Origin of the sequence: Nostoc linckia z4, from assembly GCF_002608075.1 — a bacterium.
GTDB lineage: Bacteria > Cyanobacteriota > Cyanobacteriia > Cyanobacteriales > Nostocaceae > Nostoc > Nostoc linckia.
In genome coordinates, this window is record NZ_LAHA01000101.1 from 1 (window position 1) to 17828 (window position 17828).

The 17828-nt window shown below is 41.6% G+C and carries 13 protein-coding genes and 1 pseudogene; 6 read left to right on the top strand and 8 right to left on the bottom strand.

The annotated features are described in order from the left end of the window. Positions 1–7 precede the first annotated feature (7 nt). Positions 8–184: pseudogene (locus VF06_RS37330) on the bottom strand (JAB domain-containing protein); the annotation flags it as partial. Between the two features lie 7 nt (positions 185–191). Continuing rightward, a complete protein-coding gene (radC, locus tag VF06_RS37335) occupies positions 192–923 on the bottom strand; it encodes a RadC family protein (RefSeq protein ID WP_099072159.1) in 732 nt (243 codons plus the stop codon). A 189-nt stretch (positions 924–1112) separates the two neighbouring features. On the opposite strand from radC, the gene VF06_RS37340 reads away from it, so the two are divergent. Together VF06_RS37340 and VF06_RS37345 are read left to right on the top strand one after the other, a co-directional pair. Then, the gene (locus VF06_RS37340; protein ID WP_099072160.1) at positions 1113–1673 is read left to right on the top strand and encodes a hypothetical protein; all 561 of its coding nucleotides are present in this window, start codon (positions 1113–1115) and stop codon (positions 1671–1673) included. Between the two features lie 87 nt (positions 1674–1760). Further along, the gene (locus VF06_RS37345) at positions 1761–2336 is read left to right on the top strand and encodes a hypothetical protein (protein WP_099072161.1); all 576 of its coding nucleotides are present in this window, start codon (positions 1761–1763) and stop codon (positions 2334–2336) included. Positions 2337–3118: 782 nt separating this feature from the next. Here the strand turns inward: VF06_RS37345 and VF06_RS37355 are convergent. The 4 genes from VF06_RS37355 to VF06_RS37370 form a co-directional block, all read right to left on the bottom strand. Further along, a complete protein-coding gene (locus VF06_RS37355) occupies positions 3119–4054 on the bottom strand; it encodes a phosphoribulokinase (protein ID WP_099072162.1) in 936 nt (311 codons plus the stop codon). A gap of 332 nt (positions 4055–4386) precedes the next feature. Continuing rightward, a complete protein-coding gene (locus VF06_RS37360; RefSeq protein ID WP_099072163.1) occupies positions 4387–7119 on the bottom strand; it encodes a tetratricopeptide repeat-containing S1 family peptidase in 2733 nt (910 codons plus the stop codon). A 252-nt stretch (positions 7120–7371) separates the two neighbouring features. Then, on the bottom strand, positions 7372–7890 hold the full coding sequence (locus tag VF06_RS37365) for a COP23 domain-containing protein (protein WP_099072164.1): 519 nt from the start codon (positions 7888–7890) through the stop codon (positions 7372–7374). 406 nt (positions 7891–8296) lie between these two features. Next, a complete protein-coding gene (locus VF06_RS37370) occupies positions 8297–9691 on the bottom strand; it encodes a serine/threonine-protein kinase (RefSeq protein ID WP_099072165.1) in 1395 nt (464 codons plus the stop codon). 355 nt (positions 9692–10046) lie between these two features. On the opposite strand from VF06_RS37370, the gene eno reads away from it, so the two are divergent. Continuing rightward, positions 10047–11336 (top strand): phosphopyruvate hydratase, encoded by a 1290-nt coding sequence (gene eno, locus VF06_RS37375; protein ID WP_099072166.1) that lies wholly within the window; start codon positions 10047–10049, stop codon positions 11334–11336. A gap of 129 nt (positions 11337–11465) precedes the next feature. Here eno and argC read toward each other — a convergent pair whose 3' ends face one another. After that, entirely contained in the window at positions 11466–12524 is a 1059-nt protein-coding gene (gene argC, locus VF06_RS37380; protein ID WP_099072167.1) for an N-acetyl-gamma-glutamyl-phosphate reductase, read from the bottom strand. Positions 12525–12839: 315 nt separating this feature from the next. Here argC and ribBA point away from each other — a divergent pair, with 315 nt between their 5' ends. Together ribBA and VF06_RS37395 are read left to right on the top strand one after the other, a co-directional pair. Beyond that, positions 12840–14513, top strand: a complete 1674-nt coding sequence (gene ribBA / locus VF06_RS37390) for a bifunctional 3,4-dihydroxy-2-butanone-4-phosphate synthase/GTP cyclohydrolase II (protein ID WP_099072169.1) — start codon at positions 12840–12842, stop codon at positions 14511–14513. Positions 14514–14774: 261 nt separating this feature from the next. Further along, positions 14775–15272 (top strand): hypothetical protein, encoded by a 498-nt coding sequence (locus VF06_RS37395; RefSeq protein WP_099072170.1) that lies wholly within the window; start codon positions 14775–14777, stop codon positions 15270–15272. A 477-nt stretch (positions 15273–15749) separates the two neighbouring features. On the opposite strand, the gene VF06_RS37405 is transcribed toward VF06_RS37395, so the two are convergent. Next, positions 15750–16619 carry an N-acetylmuramoyl-L-alanine amidase gene (locus tag VF06_RS37405; RefSeq protein ID WP_099072172.1) on the bottom strand — a complete coding sequence of 290 codons (870 nt, stop codon included), beginning with the start codon at positions 16617–16619 and terminating at the stop codon, positions 15750–15752. 530 nt (positions 16620–17149) lie between these two features. On the opposite strand from VF06_RS37405, the gene VF06_RS37410 reads away from it, so the two are divergent. Then, the gene (locus VF06_RS37410) at positions 17150–17791 is read left to right on the top strand and encodes a class I SAM-dependent methyltransferase (RefSeq protein WP_099072173.1); all 642 of its coding nucleotides are present in this window, start codon (positions 17150–17152) and stop codon (positions 17789–17791) included. The last annotated feature ends 37 nt before the right edge of the window (positions 17792–17828 follow it).

Consider the following 17828-nt stretch of genomic DNA (forward strand, 5'->3'; position numbering starts at 1 on the left):
CATCCCCCTAATCCCCCTGCGGACATTCATCCCACAACGTCGTCACTTCTCGTAAACTTTGATGATTGCCATTGCCCAAAATGAGATGATCTAGTAGGGGAATGCCTAAAAACTTTGCCCCTGTTAATAACTGGCGCGTCAATTCTATGTCTTCTTGGCTGGGTTCGAGGTTACCGGAAGGGTGCATCCCCCTAATCCCCCTGCGGACATTCATCCCACAACGTCGTCACTTCTCGTAAACTTTGATGATTGCCATTGCCCAAAATGAGATGATCTAGTAGGGGAATGCCTAAAAACTTTGCCCCTGTTAATAACTGGCGCGTCAATTCTATGTCTTCTTGGCTGGGTTCGAGGTTACCGGAAGGGTGGTTGTGGGCAACTATTACTTGTGTTGCGCCTTGGCGAATTACTTCCCGAAAAATTTCACGGGGAGAGGCTAAGGTTTCAGTTGCGGTGCCAATAGTAATTACTTGCGTACCTAGCAAACGATTTTTAACGTCTAACAGTAAAACCGCAAAACGTTCTTGCATCTGCCACATTAAATCTTGACTGAGAGTTGCAGCAGCAGCAAGTGGACTATCAATTAGTGTCCCTTCAGAAGGTCGAGATTGAAAGGCACGTTTGCCTAATTCAATTGCAGCTAAAATACTTGTTGCTTTGGCGGGGCCGACACCGGGAATTTGCATTAATTCTGCGGGTGTTACTTCTCGCAATGCTGCTAAAGGATCGCGCTGATGTTTGCCCAATTCACTTAAGATATATTGCCCCAAACCCACAGCTGAGAGTTTCCCCGGCCCTTGACCAGTGCCTAGTAGAATTGCAATTAACTCGGCTGTGCCTACAATTTTGGCCCCATGTGTCATTAATCGTTCGCGCGGACGCTCATCTAAAGGTAGGTCAGCAATTCTCAGGCAATATGTCATAGAAAACTCAGAAAATAGTCACCAAAGATGGAAGTATCCTTAGTTATCCCTTGTTTGTTTTCCAAATGATCTTTATTTGAGAAAATCTTTAATTTTGAGAATTTTTAGGGGTCACTGATTTGCAACTTTCTCAGGGAATACTAAAAATATTATGACTTTGTGGCAATGTCTACGGCGGGAAACTACGTTATGTTTGACGATATATTAAATAATCTCAAAAGTTGTATTGACTCTAAAATTCAAGAAGTTGGTAACGAACTGCAAAAACGCTTCGGCGTTCCGGAACCCGCAGGGCCATTTGTGCTGATTCGTCGATTCACCACTGCTGATTCCACGATTACCAGGGGGGGTATTAGAACTGTAGGAGAAACCTGGGAAATAGAGGCTTATGACGATAATACTCAGCCTTTCATAACTAGTGCAGATCCTTTGCGAAATGTCATTTTATTTCAAGTACCAGAACCCAACCTTCCAGAATGTGTTCTTGCTTGCCAATTTCACGCCAAAGCGCTAAACACTGAAAAACCAATTAAAGTTAGTTTAGGTTGGCAAAGAACCGGACAGTGGGGTACACTAACGACGCTACAACCAACAGAAGTTTCACTAACACAAGATTTTCAGCCTTACGAAGCCCGTGCTTATTTTAAAAAAGAAGCGGATGCTGCAAAAATTCAAATTAGCGTGCAATTTGAAAGTAGTGGCTTTCTTCAGATTAGAGATATTGAATTGTTGCAAGCGCCTGTAAAGTAACTTCTAAGTTTGACAAAAGGCTGAGTTTTAAAGGGAAGACTAAGAATCAAATAATTTAGAGCGATACCTACGGCAGTAAACTACGCTATGTTTGACGAATTATTCAACAATTTCCAAAATTTTATTATCTCTAAAGCTCAAGAAGTCTTGAAGGAGCTAGAAAAACCCCTTATTATTCCCGAAGCCGCAGAACCATTTGTGGTGATTCGTCGATTTACAACTGCTGATTCCACAATTACCAAGGGAGGTATTAGAACTTTAGGAGAAACCTGGGAAGTTGAAGCTTATGAAAATAATACTCAACGCTTTCTAACTAATAGTAACGATCCTTTGCGGAATGTCATCTTGTTTGAAGTTCCAGAACCCGATGTTCAAGAATGTGTTCTTGCTTGTCAATTTAACGCGAAAGCCCTGAACACTGAAAAATCAATTGCAGTAAGTTTAGGTTTACGTAGACCAACAGAATCGGGCACAATGAGAAGAACTTCATGGGCTACAGGAGTTTCACCAAGGGGAAATTTTCACCCTCACAAAGTGCGTGCCTATTTTAAAAAAGAAGCGAATGCTGCCACAATTCAAATCGGCGTGCAATTTGAAAGTAGTGGCATTCTTGAAATTAGAGACATTGAATTGTTGCAAGCCCCCGTTAAAGCGCAATCATAAGCAATAGACCTCTTGCAAAAGTGCTTTTTGGACTCTTGTGGGAAAAGGGTAAAGGGTAAAGGTTAAAGGGTAAAGGGAAAATACCAAACCTTTCCCCCTTTCCCCTTCCCCTTTTCCCGACTTATGCAAGAAGTCTAATATTCAAGTTTAATGCTACAGGGAAGGCTGAATACGCAAAGGTCATGGCGGAAGCTGCTACAGACTGCGCGGAATACGCAAACGTCATGACGTAAGCTGCTACAGGGAAGACGGAAGCTCTTACAGGCTGCGCGGAATACGCAAACGTCATGACGTAAGCTGCTACAGGGAAGACGGAAGCTCTTACAGGCTGCGCGGAATACGCAAACGTCAAGGCGGAAGCTGCTACAGGGAAGGCGGAAGCTCTTACAGGCTGCGCGGAATACGCAAACGTCAAGGCGGAAGCTCTTACAAAGAAGACGGAAACTGCTACAAGGAAGGCGAAACAGAAAAATTTGTTGATATATGCCAATACGGTTCCGTTAAAGGGGAAAGGGGAAAGGGGAAAGGTTTCAAATACATCCTTTACCCCTTACCCCTTAACCTTTTCCCAGACCACAAGGGAAGTTCATACTGCTTATCCCAACCGTATTGTGATGTATGCAGGATTTTATGTGAATTATCCAAATCAACGAAATATCAAGAACGATCCGTCCTGTAAAGACATTGCAATGCAGCGTCTCTAATTGTACAAAATTGTGGGTTTATCAGACGCAATAAATCGGCGTTTCTACAAGTGTTTTGGTCTTATCTGAAATGTATTTTTATATATGTATTTGCGTTGCTTTGAGCATGTGGTAAGTAATTATTAACTGGGTGAGTGCTAAGGGGTAACTTTGGAGTGTTTCTCCAGTTGTACCAGCAATTTTGCCAAGTTCTGGATTGCTTTCGCGATCGCAAATACTTCTTAAATGAGGCATATCAGAACAGATAATATGCTCTAATTTGTTCACCTGTTCTAAGGTGGCATGACCATCAACTTCTAAGACATCTACAGGTTTACCCATATCCCTGTCTAGTCCCAGGCGGATGGCTGAGTCGGAATTCTCGCCAGAGTTAGTAATTACAGTGAAATCTGGATGAGGAATTGTAGGACGCAGTACTAAGCGGACATTTAGGTGTCCGTTGGTTTCATCTTCTTCTTCGGTGGGTGGGTAGAAACTAATAACTATATCAGACCATTGCCGTTGGGGACGGATAAATTCTGCTGAATCTGGTTCGCGTTTTTCCAGTTCCGCCAATACTTGTTCGGGAGTGTAACCACGCTTTTGGGTATCGCGTTTGACTTTCCAGTTGGCGCGAAGATCTTCAGGAGGCGCAAGGTAAACTTTCACGTCATAGGAGTCGCGGGCGGCGCGGGTGGAATAACCGAGTAATCCCTCAATAATCACAAATTTATTGGGCTTAATATACTGCGGTGGCTCGAATGTGCCTGTTTTATGGCTGTAAACTGGCTTGAGAATTGGCTGTCCTGTGCGTAATAGCGACAGGTGTTGCTGCATAATATCTAAGTAGTTGCAGTCTGGGTGGAGAGCGGTAATGCCAATTTCTGCACGTTGCTGGCGATCGTAACGGTGATAATCATCTGTGCAAATGAGCGTGACATTTTCCGGGCCGAGTACCTGAGCGATTCCTCGCGTTAGTGTTGTTTTCCCAGCTGCGCTGTCGCCTACAATACCAAGAATTATTGGACGGCTCATTCTTCCTCCCAGAATCAAAACTAGCTCAGTAATAAAATTTCCCCACAATAGTTTTCATTCTAAAAGGGTTTAGGCGAGTAACTCAAACAATGCCTTGGTATGCAATATCTCTACACATACAATCGATCTCTTGCTTTCATTGCTTTTTGCACTCTTGGGGTAAAGGGTAAAGGGTAAAGGGTAATGGTTCGACAAGCTCACCAACCGGGGAAGGGGACAATACAGAACTTTTTCCCTTATCCCGACTTATACAAGAATTCGGGATAAGGGGCAGGGGAAAGGGGGAAAGGTTTCAACGACCGAAATCGGAACAATTTATTTTTTGGAGTTCCCTAATTTCCTGATTTTGAGTCTAGCAAGCGAGTAGCGGACATCAGAATTTGTTTGCTTTCAGCATCTTCAGGTTTCAGACGAAGTGCTTCATTCAAGTCTGCTACCGCGCCTTTGTAATCTTTTTGTATGAAACGGAGTGCCCCACGAGCTTTGAGAGCTTCAAAATATTGTGGTTTGAGCCGAATTACTTCGCTATAATCTGCTAATGCCCCTTGATAGTCTTTCTGTTGAAAGCGAACTCCTGCCCGTATTTGTATAGCCTCAATATCATCAGGTTTTAGACGAAGTGCTTCATTCAAATCTGGGATCGCGTTTTTGTAGTCTTGCTGTATGAAATGGAGCGATCCACGAGCTTTGAGAGCTTCAAAATATTGTGGTTTGAGCCGAATTGCTTCGCTAAAATCTGCCATTGCTCCTTGGTAGTCTTTCTGTTGAAAGCGAATTTCCCCACGATTTTTAAAATTGTTAGCATCTTCTGGGTCAAGACGCACAGCTTCATTTAAATCAGCCAGCGCTCCTTTTGAATCTCCCTGTGTACCGCGAATCAAACCCCTAAGTGAGTAGGCTGTGTCTTCGATATATTCTGGATTTAAGCGAATTGCTTCATTTAAATCAGCCAGCGCTCCTTTTAAATCTTGTACGCCAAAACGCGCTGCACCGCGAGTAAAGTACGCCCAAGAACTAGGATTTTTTTTAACAACTTGATTTGATAGTTCTAATGCATCTGGAAAACGTCCTGTTCCAAATAATATCAAGCTCCGAAATATCTGAACGCTAGAATCATCAGGGTCTAATTTTGCTACTTGGTTAAAGGATTCTAATGCTTGCGGGAATCGTTCTAAGCCAAGAAGTGTCAGCCCATGAAAGCGCCAAGCGGCAGTAAAATTTGGTTCTATTTGTTTAGCGCGATCGAATGATTTGAGGGCTTCTTCGTATTCTCTACTACTCATCAGCACAAAGCCGCGTAAATACCAAGCTTGATAAAAATTTGGCTGGAGTTCAATTGCTTTTTCAATCGCTTTGATTGCTTCTTTTCTTTCTTGTTGTCCTATGGTTCCGTCTTGAGAGTTTCGCGCGATTTGCCAACCATAATTGAGCCAATCAATGGCATCTGCATTATTTTTGGGTTTTTCGATTTTCAGTAAAGCTTCGAGAATTGAATTGGTTTCTTGTGTGGTCAGTGGTGGTGGTAAAGTATTCTCGACTCGCAACACAGGAGTCATTCCCACTGACTCGGCCCAACGCACAAAGCTACGGATGGGAACTCCCCAACTAAAACCTAATGTAATTAAACGAGGCTGACCATTTTTGTCAGTAATTTTTTCTAGTTCTGCTGTTCCATGAATCCCAATGACTCGTCCGCGAGTATCTAATACTGGGCCGCCACTCATGCCTTGTTCAGTCAAATTTGTATAAACTAATTCATACCCATAACTCAAAGATAAAGAGTTCTTGGCGACAATGGAGGCAAATATTTTGGATGCTACGTTTCCGGTTGTCAATTGACGTTGTGTTTTAACATTTCCGGGTTTTTGTCCTTGCCATCCGGAGACGAAAATGAAGTTTTGATCTTTAACTATGTTGTAGTTAGCTAAGGTGGCGACGCGGTAATCTTGTTCGCTAGTAAACTGTAATATGGCTAAGTCTGTGTCTGGAACTGTTTTGAGATTATTGTCATTCACCTGGATTTGATGTTGTTTGCCATCAGGGGTGATGATTTCTAAAACGGAGCGATCGCATTTTTGCGAACTGCGAATTACGTGTTCCGCAGTCAGGACGCTGTAAGTATTTCCCTGTTTGGCAATGATTACTCCCGATCCGCTACACTCGCGTAAAGTCGGCACGTCTATTAGCACCGTAATTTCTTGGGCAATATTATTAACTTCATTGGCGATGGGAGGAAGATTTGCACTAGAAGGTGTGTTAGCTGCGGGTAAGGTTTCTTTGGAAGTATAACTAGGAGCCAATCGAGCAAATGTTTGAATGGGAATTCCCCAACTGTAACGGCTCATTAAATCTCGTAAAGCTTCAGTTGGCTGGGAACCATCTTCATAAATGTAAGGGTTACCCCAAAGCGGATAGGCATGAATACCATTGATCCCAATTACTTGTCCTCGACGATTCAGTATCGGCCCGCCACTCATGCCCTTTTCAATTTCGTTGCTGTAGCCGATTTGATATCCTTCTTTAAAAGCTCGGTCTGGTACTAGTAAAATTTGCCCTGCTTTGAAAACAAAGCCCTGAGACTGCGATGGGTTCCCCTCAAAGGGAAATCCTGCTGCGTATATTGGTTGGTTAACTGCGATGGTTGATAAATTTCCCAAGGAAGCCAAGCTATAGTTTCCGCTAGTACGGAACTCCAACAAAGCCAAATCTTTGCCCTGAAAGTTGACTCCTTTAACCAAATTGCCTTGGTGTATTTTCCCGTCTGCTGTTTGAATTTGAACGGGTTTGCCTGATTGTAAAACGTGTTGATTGGTGATAACCGTATAAGTTTGACCTTGTTTTTTGAGTAAAATTCCTGAACCTCGATTTTCGCCAGATAAAATCTTTACGGTTATTGTTCTGGCTAATTGTTTGATTTGCTCTGGCGATCGCTCGGAATTTGACTGTTGAGCATAAGCTCTTGGCGAAAAAATGCTCAAATAAACAGTTTGTATAGGCAACGTCAACAGTATGCCCATCCAGGCGATCGTAGCCAGGGAGCCGTTAGAAATTAATTTTTGTTTCATGTTGCTTTTACCGCTTGCAAATTTCTATACAAATATGCTTAACGAGCATTCCGCTACTTAAATGAATTATTCAGTTATCAGTCCCAATAGCCTATGGCGTAATGTTTTACCAGGAGTTTAACTGATAACTGTTCGCTGTTAATTAAGGTAACTCTATGTTGACTGTTATCTGCGAACGGTCAACACTCAACAGTCAACAGTCAACAGTAACAACGAAATATTGCTTTATTTGAAAATCCCTAAACCCAGTATTTAGTTTTGTCCTTCTGGTGCTTTTTCGCTCAGTAACATGCTCATATCTATGTATACTTGAGAAGAAGCATCTTGAGATTGTGAAATTGGGCCGCGAGCGCGATAACCAATTTCTACAAGGTTTTGAAGTACTGAACTTGCGTCTTGATGAGATTTGAGTGTGAAAAGTAATTGACTGCAAGGGCCGCCGTATTGACTAGCAGCGCAAATTACAGCTTGACTACCAGAAATACCAGTGGTCAAGTAGTTTAAGATACCTTTTTCATAGGCACTTTGGAATCTGGCAGATACTTCTTGGCAGCGTATTTTCGGAGTGTAACTGCCTAAAGTTTTCACCCACCGAATTATGGGAATCTTCTTGTTGTTGTAGTTTTTGGCATACGTCGTCCACACACCATCGTTGCTTTGTTCGCAAAAATAAGTTTTACCTTGAGCAAAACTGGCTGGACTGGTGCTAGCAATACTACCCAGAGCAATTGTACCTACTGTCAGTAATTGCAAAAATAGCTGGGGTTTCATCGTTGGTAGTTCTCACTAAGATCTGAAAAAAGCATACATACTTATGTATTTACCACAAAACGACAACAATGTTACAATGTAAAAAAATGTGAAAATTTATTTAAGTATAAATTCAGGTTTTGGTTGTTGGTTGTTGACAGCCATCACTGATATTTTTCACAAATCAAAGAAGCTGGTATACAAAGAAAACTGCACATTAACTAGTGAAAGTTGTCTTTTTTCCTTTGTCTTTACAAACACTAATGGCTAATGACTAATAGACCTCTTGCTTGCATTGCTTTTTGGACTCTTGTGGTCAAAGGGATGCATCTTTATTGGGGAAAGGGAAAATACCAAACCTTTCCCCCTTTCCCTTTCCCCTTTTCCCGACTTCTCTTAGAAGTCTAATGACCAATGACTATATAATTTACTGATTAATTTCTAAGGAATTAATGATAGTTTTTGCTGTAGGTAAATATTTGGCATATTTCGCAACATCAGCTGTATAAGTCATAATATAAGCTTTGTTATGTCTAATAGTCCAAATTTGCAAGCGTTGAATTTTTACTCCTTCCTCTTCAAGAGTGTAAATCGCTTGATAAGCAGGTTGGTTTATAAATTCAGTTTTCCCTTGTTCGATAATTTTTGTATTTGGATCTGATTGTTGAATTTCATCCAAAGAAAAGTTAGTAAATTGCTCTAATTCTCTACGATTTTCTGGTAATTCTTGAATAATTAAATTAACATTTTCTAAATAATTGTCTGTTTCACCTTCTTTTGAGGAACTAAATTTTACTACGTTACCAGTAATCCTATCTGGTGTTCCAGTTTGTTCCCAATTTTCAGGGTATTTCATAGTGATGCCATAAATGGCATTGTTATAATTTTCCAGGCTATAACGCGGAATGAAAATAAATAAAAAGGCAATCACAGTAGCTGTACTTGCTATTCCCAAACCAATAAAGCTTTTGCGTAAAATTGATTTTGTAGGCTGATTAGCTACCTTCAGTTGTTGTAGAACTTGTAATACTTCTGTTGCCGATTGATATCTTTGTCGAAAGTCATATTTAACCATTTTATCGATGATTTGCGCTAACCCGGAGCTAATTTTTGCTTGGTCGCGCCAGATGATTTCACCTGTGTGAGGATCTCTGGGTAACTGCATAGGATTTAAATGAGTCAGCGCTTCAATGGCAATGATTCCCACTGCATAAATATCACTGCATAACCTGGGTTGACCTTGACTTTGTTCGCTGGCGATATAACCAGGTGTGCCAACCACAACTGTGGCTGTCATTTGCCCTTGCATATTCATTCCTTGGGAGCTAATTTGTTTGACTGCTCCAAAATCAATGAGAACAATTTTCTCATCCTCTTGACGCCGCATTAAATTTGAGGGTTTAATATCACGGTGAATCACATGATGTTGATGGAGGAATTCTAACGGCTCTAAAATATCTTGCAACAGGGCAATTATCTTTTCTTCACTCCATTGTTTGTGGCGATTGATTTCACGACTTAAATCATAGCCATCAACAAATTCTTGAACTAAATAAAACTTCTGGTCTTCTTCAAAATGTGCCAACAAACGCGGAACTCTGTCATGGTTACCCAAGCGGTTGAGTACTTTAGCTTCAGTCTCAAATAGCCTCCGCGCATGAGATAGAGTATTTACATCCGTTGCTTTTGGCGAAAAGTGCTTGACAACACACTGGTCTTTATCCGGCAATTTCCTATCAATAGCTAGGTAAGTAGCACCAAAACCACCTTCTCCTAATCTACTGATAATTTCGTAACGCCCATCCAGGATTTTGCCTATCATCAGATTTACCAGTATGTTCGATTCATCTGAAATTTTGACATGGAATATTATTTCTCGGTACTACAAATAATTCTAACTATATTTGTAACTATTTATATATTTACTATACAAAACACGAACTTTCTACATAGTTGGTAGTGCCAAATTTTACCTAAATTTAACCTCTGGCTGAAAAAATCCGCTAAATGAAAGTAATTTGAATCGAAAGTAGAAAATTACAAATTGATTGACAACATCTCTGGAAATATTCTTTAATCTCAGCCTACAAACCTTCTTAAACGCCTATGCTAACGATTGGGTTAGGCCACTGGACTATATGCGTAAGTAAAACAGTCGAACAAAGGACAAAGTGTAAATGAGTAACATTCTAGATACTGCCATTGAAGCGATCGTCGCTCGTGAAATTCTTGATTCACGCGGCAGACCAACAATTGAAGCCGAAGTTCATGTAGCCAATGGTGCTGTAGGACTGGCGCAAGTGCCCAGTGGTGCCTCCACTGGCTCTTTTGAAGCCCATGAACTGCGTGATGGCGATAAAAGCCGTTATGGCGGCAAAGGAGTCCTCCAGGCAGTAAAAAACGTCAAGGAAGTATTTGCCCCAAAGTTGCTTCACTTGGATGTCCTCAACCAAGAACTATTAGACCGCACAATGATTGCCATCGATGGTTCTGCTAACAAATCCAATTTGGGGGCGAATGCGATTTTGGCAGTTTCCTTAGCAGCCGCCAAAGCTGGCGCTGAATCTCTAGCAATTCCCTTGTATCGTTATTTGGGGGGGCCACTAGCAAATTTACTGCCAGTACCATTGATGAACGTGATTAACGGCGGCGCACACGCAGCCAATAACGTTGATTTTCAAGAGTTTATGATTGTGCCAATTGGGGCGACTTCCTTTCAAGAAGCCCTGCGGTGGGGTGCGGAGGTGTTTGCTACCCTCAGCAAAGTATTAGACGAAAAGAATTTGCTCACTGGTGTAGGGGATGAAGGCGGCTTTGCCCCAAATTTAGAATCCAATCAGGTGGCTTTAGAATTATTGGTTGCTGCCATCGAGAAAGCTGGATACAAGCCAGGGGAGCAAGTAGCTTTGGCACTGGATGTGGCAGCTAGCGAATTTTACAAAAACGGTCAGTATGTTTACGATGGTAAACCTCATGCCCCTGCTGAGTTTATTGATTACCTTGGACAACTGGTTGACCAATATCCCATCGTCTCCATTGAAGATGGTTTACACGAAGAAGATTGGCAAAATTGGCAATTGCTCACCCAGAAGTTAGGTTCGCGGGTGCAGTTGGTGGGAGATGATTTATTTGTAACCAATGCTACTCGCTTGCAAAGAGGCATCCAAGAAAAAGCCGGTAACGCCATATTGATTAAACTCAACCAAATTGGTTCCCTGACTGAAACCTTAGAAACAATAGACTTGGGAACTCGTAACGGTTTCCGTTCAGTAATTAGCCATCGTTCCGGTGAAACCGAAGACACCACCATTGCCGATTTAGCCGTAGCCACCCGTGCCGGTCAAATCAAAACAGGTTCCCTATGCCGCAGCGAACGCGTAGCCAAATATAACCGCTTACTGCGAATTGAAGATGAACTAGGCGATCGCGCCGTGTATGCTGGTGCTGTGGGCTTAGGGCCGAAGTAGAGATTGGAGAAAAAGGGAAAAGGTTAAAGGGAAAAGGGCAAAGGGATGATTTTTAACCTTTTCCCCGGTTGGTGAGCTTGTCGAACCATACCCCTTTCCCTTTCCCCCTACTCAATGCCCAATGCCCAATTACGGATAAAACCCCAACTTCGGTAACCCCAAAGTTTCATCCCAGTCCATCATTAGGTTTAAACACTGAATTGCTTGACCCGCTTGACCTTTAATCAGGTTGTCAATTGCAGAAACGACAATTACGCGACCTGTGCGCGGGTCAACTTCTACGCCGATGTAACAAAGATTGCTGCCATTAGCCCATTTGGTTTGGGGATAAACGCCGCTACTGCAAACTTTTATCCAAGGAGAATTGCGGTAGAAGGCTGAGAAAATTGTAATCAAATCGTCTCGTACAAGACCGGGATCGCGCATTGTGGCGTATACGGTTGCCAAAATGCCGCGCACCATTGGGACGAGGTGTGGTGTAAATTGAATTGTTAATTCGTGACCTGCTAAATCACTGCAAATTTGTTCAATTTCTGGGGTATCGCGGTGACGGCCAATGTTGTAAGCGGCGATGGAATTGTCTGCTTCAGCGAGTAATAAGTTAGTTTTGGCTTGTCGTCCACTGCCAGATGTGCCAGACTTGGCATCGATAATTGCTGTTTCTGGTACGATTAAACCTTGCTTTAACAGTGGTGAAAGTGCAAGCAGACTCGCAGTAGGATAGCAACCAGGACAGCCAATAAGTTGAGCTTCGGCAATGCGATCGCGGTATAGTTCTGGTAATCCATAAACAGCTGTCACAGCAGTAGAGCGATCGCTTCTTTCAACACCATACCAACTTGTATAAGTTGCCAAATCACTAAAGCGATAGTCTGCACTCAGATCCAGCACTTTACACCCTTTTTCCAAGAGTGTGGGGGCAATTTGCCAAGCTAGACCATCTGGTAAAGACAGGAAAACTACTTCACAGCGATGAGCAATTGTTTCTAGTTCCACCGCCTCTATTGGCAGATTCCCTGTGTGAGCCAAGTGTGGGTATAGATCCCCCAAGGATCTACCGATACTGTTCTCACCACCCAAATAAACCAGTTCGACTTCTGGATGATCCATCAGCAGTCTTACCAACTGTACTCCGCCATAGCCCGACGCGCCAACAATCCCAACGGGTACGCGTCTAAATTTGCCCATGATCCCAAATCCTTATCCCATGAATGGTTAATTCGTTCCCAGCTACCAAGATATCAGCCACCAGAAGAGAGAGAGGGGGGAGACAAGGGAGATGGGGAGATGGGGAGATGGGGAGATGAGGGAGAAAATTCTTCCTTGTCCCCCTTGTCCCTCTTGTCCCCCTTGTCCCCCTCATCCCTACGTCCCCCATAGTGGCAGAAATTTTTGCCATGTTATCAAATCATTGCTAGTCTACTTCTCTGGCTTATAAAGGAGCTACAATCTAAAAGAAGAAATTGTTAAAAAAATTTACGTTAGGTAGCTGGAAATCTTTCTGTGTCACAGCTTAAGACTACCCAAGTTTTTCAATTTGATACAATTGATGCCGCCTTGGCAGACCTCAAAGCCGGTCGTGTCATTGTGGTGGTGGATGATGAAAATAGAGAAAATGAAGGCGATTTGATTTGTGCTGCCCAATTTGCTACACCCGACATGATTAACTTTATGGCGGTGGAAGCTAGAGGGTTAATTTGTTTGGCAATGACAGGCGATCGCTTAGACGAATTAGACTTACCCTTAATGGTGAGTAATATTACAGATACTAATCAGACAGCCTTCACTGTTAGTATCGACGCTGGCCCCCATTTGGGCGTGACAACAGGCATCTCAGCCGAAGACCGCGCCCGCACTATCCAGGTTACTCTCAATCCAGCTACAAAACCTAGCGATTTACGTCGTCCCGGACATATTTTTCCCATTCGAGCGAAAGCTGGAGGAGTACTTAAACGTGCAGGACATACAGAAGCCGCTGTGGACTTAGCTCGCTTAGCAGGATTATACCCAGCAGGAGTCATTTGTGAAATTCAAAATCCTGATGGCTCAATGGCGCGGTTACAGCAGTTAATTGAATATGCTAGACATCACAATTTAAAAATTATCAGTATTGCAGATTTAATTAGTTATCGCCTCAAACACGATCGCCTGGTGTATCGTGAGGTTGTTACTAAGCTGCCCAGTCAATTCGGTCAGTTTCAAATTTACGCTTACCGCCACACTTTGGATAATACAGAACACGTGGCGATTGTCAAGGGAGATCCAGCTAATTTCAAAGATGAGCCGGTGATGGTGCGGATGCACTCAGAATGCTTAACTGGTGATGCTTTGGGTTCTTTGCGTTGCGATTGTCGGATGCAGCTGGTAGCGGCACTCAAAATGATTGAGAATGCCGGTCAAGGTGTAGTTGTATACCTGCGCCAAGAAGGACGAGGAATCGGCTTGATTAATAAACTCAAAGCCTATTCTTTGCAAGATATGGGATTGGATACAGTAGAAGCTAACGAGCGTTTGGGATTTCCCGCCGACTTGCGAGACTACGGTATGGGAGCGCAAATGCTCATGGATTTGGGTGTAAAAAAGATTCGCCTAATTACCAATAATCCCCGTAAAATTGCTGGAGTCAAGGGTTACGGCTTGGAAGTAGTCGATCGCGTGCCATTATTAATTGAGGCCAATGACTACAATTCTTATTACCTGGCAACAAAAGCTAAAAAGCTTGGTCACATGCTGTTACAAACTTATCTAGTAACAGTAGCAATTCACTGGCAAGATGACCCGCAGTTAGTGACAAAACGCTATGAACGCTTAGAAATACTGCGACATTTGGCAAGAACCTACGATTTATTATTGCAAGAAGAGGCGCGTCCCTTAGCGATCGCTTTATTTGACGAGCCATCTTTAACAATACACTTGGGTTTCGATCAGCCAAAAGTTGCTAGCTGTGATTGGTATCGCCAAAGCGGTCATCCTTACCTGCAAGCAATCTTCCAGATTCTAGATAAACTTTTAACTTTACCGTACATCCAGAAACTAGAATTTCTGATTTCTTCTGGTAGCGATCCCTTGAGTAATTTACAAGTTCAACTAGACCGACAGGCGTTCTCAGATGGTACACTGCCTTCATCGATTAGCGATCGCTTGGAGACACAACAAATTTACAGTTTTAGCAAATAGGACAAACTATGTCCTTATTAGTGAAGAAAGAGAAAAGGGAACTCTTAAGAGGTAACAGACAAGCAATCTATGTAATTAATTTTGCTTAGGTAATTATTTGCATCATTTACTTAAATTTGTCAGCTCTGGCCTTTTAGCTAGAGCTACTTGTTTATTATGCCTGTATGCTTCAATTAATCATTCAGCCTGAAAATAGTACCTATAACTATGGCATAGGCTTCTATAATTAATACGATTTAATTAATCAAGGACGTTTAACTAATGAAAAAAGTCCTAAGCACGAGCGCACTAGTTGTATGTTTTGGTTTGGGATTAGTATATGCTGCAACAGCTAGCCAACAAGAACGAAAACAAAATCCACGCCCACCAGAATTAGATAAGCCTGGTGAAATTGAAACTACATCAAAACCCAAGCCTAACTATCTGTTTCCTGACAACAGTAGCAAAACTGAGGCACAATTGATTAAGAAAGAAAATGCTATTGGTCAACTAAAAAAGGATCTAAAACTTAAACAAATTAAGTTAGCGAAATACTCAGAGTATCTAGAAAATAAAAAGCAACGTGGTGGCGATATTATCGAAAATCTACAAATTCATCCAAAACGTTTAGTGTGGGTAGTTGAAATAGATGCACCACTGGGTGTAGAAATGCCACAAAAAAATGGGGACTTTGTTAAATTCACAAAGTCATCAATCACTATCGTTGTTGATGCAGAAACAGGACAAAAGTTTGATACCGATATTGTAGAAATACCTTAAGTGATGTACCCTAAACAATAAATGCTACTGACAATAATCAGTGGTATTTATTTTAAGAACTCGTTGCAAATCATACGACGAATTGGAGCGGTAGCGGCGGGCTTGCGGAACTATCCCTCTACAGATATTTATAATGATGCAATTATTGAGCTGAATTTAAATTATTTAGGGCTTGCTGAAAAAGTCTTTTGGTGGGGGCAGGGAATAGGGAATAGGGAATAGAGAACAGTTTTATCTTGATTGTTTTCGATTTTTTAGATTCCAACAAATAAGCAATGCAAGGTTTTCAAGCCTTACAACCTTATTCTCAAGCACTTGAGCGCGGCCGAAAAGCCTTCTAAGCCCATAAATATAAGACTTGCAAACCTATTCAGCAGACCCTATTTATTATAAAAATCCTGTTTGAATTGTGAACTTCTAACAAACATCAGTCAACAGTCAACGCCAAACCCTTTTAACAACAGAGAAAAACTGAATTCATCTATAAATTGGTCTAACTTGACGATAAGTACTTAGTAAATCTAGAAACTTTTTACCATCAAAATTTATTGGGTCAACTTTTTTACTAGAACGGTCTACTAATTTGTGAGTAGTAATGCGATCTTCTGGAACTTGACTTTGAGCAATTAACCAAGCAAGAGAATCATATTGAGCTTCTGTATAACCACTATGAGTTTCTTGGCTACCACTGTCATAGCTATCTGGTGGTGTTTCTAAAGAAACGTGATAAGCAAAATTATTCACAGACGGAGGCAAATTTGGATTAGTTTGTACAGTTTCCAAACCCTCTGAACCCTCGAATACTGAGTTACCTGCGCCAAAAGCGCGTTTATCTGGCGGTACTAAATAAACCACCGTCCCATCTAATTTAATTAAAGCGTGATAACTTGCTTGCACATTTTCATCAGTATGAGCGACTTGAAAAAAATTAATCGCACTGGAAGCTGAATAACCAGTTTCATGGAGGACAATAATTGGTTGGTTGTTGAGAAGTTTACCATTCAGGTCTGTGGTGTAACGTTCTCCGTAGTTGCTTGGGTCAACTGAGACAATTTGATAATTAGGTCTGTACTGTGCAAAAGCTTGAGTGGTGATGTACCTGGCGAGAGGTTGATTTCTCTTGACTGGGGATTTAAGAACACCCTGAGATTTCTGGTTTGGTTCTTTGGCTGATTGCAATTGCGCCTGGGGATATTGACTCCAGGCTGTAACCTCTGTTTTTGATGTATTAGATGTAATTGTATGATTTTCTACTTGCACCCCTCGTCCAATCAGCAGCACTATTATTAGAGCGGCGAACATCAGCGAGATGAACATTACTCTAGTCGCCCAGTCTGTAAACCTCATTTTCTTATACTCGTACAACGATAGATATTACTGATAGCTCAAGCGAATTTTTCACCGTATCTGAAAAACTTTTCTGGAAATCTTTGCACCTCAAGACCCATCTAGTACTGAACAAACTGGAAATTGCTATAAAGGTGCGTGAAAGTTAGACAGGTAAATTGACTTGCCTTTGTAAGGTAGTATAGCTAACCTTACTACCCCAACGTCTATGGTATCTAAAGAACAATCTTTATCTACCTTGATTTTAGTGAAAAATACGTTACTAGGGGACTTACAAGTAAAAAAATATTCCGCAGAAGACTGTTGACCGTTGACAGTCAACAGTCAACGACCGCAAGCGCAATAATTTTTTTTGAGTTACCTAGTATATGTTGCCATCCTAAGTAATTGCTGTACAGACTTCATATGCCTATGGAACTATTTAAATACGCTTAAAATCATAGTGCTGTTATTTTCGCTATTTTTCTGGGAATCCTCTAGTTGTATGGTCACTGCATTTGTCACTCCATCAGTTAAGGTAAGCATTATTTATGCAACTCATCACTTCCTTAGATATTAGAAATTCGGAATATTTATCAAAAAATCGCCTTATTAGTTACCACCATCAGTTACGTCTCATTTTTTCCCTCGGTAATCAAGTAAAAAATGTTTTGGAAATTGGGATTTTTAATTCGCTATTAACAGACCTCTTAAAAAACAATGGATACAACGTTTCCACTGCTGATGTTGACCCGAATCTCAAACCAGATATGATTTTGGATTTGACCACAGATTTTTCTTTGCCCACAAATAAATTTGATGCAATTGTTTTGTTTCAAGTGCTGGAACATTTCCCCTACGAACAGTCAGAACAAGCCTTAAAAAAACTTGCACAAGCAACAAAGAAATTTTTAGTGATTTCAATTCCTTATTGCACTCAATATTTGTCATTGCAAATCAAAACTTCCTTCTCAGGTAGACCAAGGCATTTATTACTCAACGTGCCCAAATTCTGGAGTACAACGCCAGTGTGTAACGAACATTACTGGGAAATGGGTCTCAAAGGATACCCCAAAAAGCGGATTTTAAACTCCGTTGTCAACGCTGGTTTTATTATCAAACAAGAATATATCGATCCCACCTATCCTTACCATTATTTTTTGGTGTTAGAAAAAAATTCTCACAGTGGTTAGGGAGTTGGGAGTGGGGGAATTGGGGAGATGGGGGGAT

What these genes read in the sequence shown, in the direction of transcription:
- eno (WP_099072166.1), top strand. Translation starts at nt 10,047, where the DNA reads ATGAGTAACATTCTAGATACTGCCATTGAAGCGATCGTCGCTCGTGAA.
- VF06_RS37365 (WP_099072164.1), bottom strand. Translation starts at nt 7,890, where the DNA reads ATGAAACCCCAGCTATTTTTGCAATTACTGACAGTAGGTACAATTGCT.
- VF06_RS37340 (WP_099072160.1), top strand. Translation starts at nt 1,113, where the DNA reads ATGTTTGACGATATATTAAATAATCTCAAAAGTTGTATTGACTCTAAA.
- VF06_RS37405 (WP_099072172.1), bottom strand. Translation starts at nt 16,619, where the DNA reads ATGAGGTTTACAGACTGGGCGACTAGAGTAATGTTCATCTCGCTGATG.
- argC (WP_099072167.1), bottom strand. Translation starts at nt 12,524, where the DNA reads ATGGGCAAATTTAGACGCGTACCCGTTGGGATTGTTGGCGCGTCGGGC.
- VF06_RS37345 (WP_099072161.1), top strand. Translation starts at nt 1,761, where the DNA reads ATGTTTGACGAATTATTCAACAATTTCCAAAATTTTATTATCTCTAAA.
- VF06_RS37395 (WP_099072170.1), top strand. Translation starts at nt 14,775, where the DNA reads ATGAAAAAAGTCCTAAGCACGAGCGCACTAGTTGTATGTTTTGGTTTG.
- VF06_RS37360 (WP_099072163.1), bottom strand. Translation starts at nt 7,119, where the DNA reads ATGAAACAAAAATTAATTTCTAACGGCTCCCTGGCTACGATCGCCTGG.
- VF06_RS37410 (WP_099072173.1), top strand. Translation starts at nt 17,150, where the DNA reads ATGCAACTCATCACTTCCTTAGATATTAGAAATTCGGAATATTTATCA.
- VF06_RS37370 (WP_099072165.1), bottom strand. Translation starts at nt 9,691, where the DNA reads ATGATAGGCAAAATCCTGGATGGGCGTTACGAAATTATCAGTAGATTA.
- radC (WP_099072159.1), bottom strand. Translation starts at nt 923, where the DNA reads ATGACATATTGCCTGAGAATTGCTGACCTACCTTTAGATGAGCGTCCG.
- VF06_RS37355 (WP_099072162.1), bottom strand. Translation starts at nt 4,054, where the DNA reads ATGAGCCGTCCAATAATTCTTGGTATTGTAGGCGACAGCGCAGCTGGG.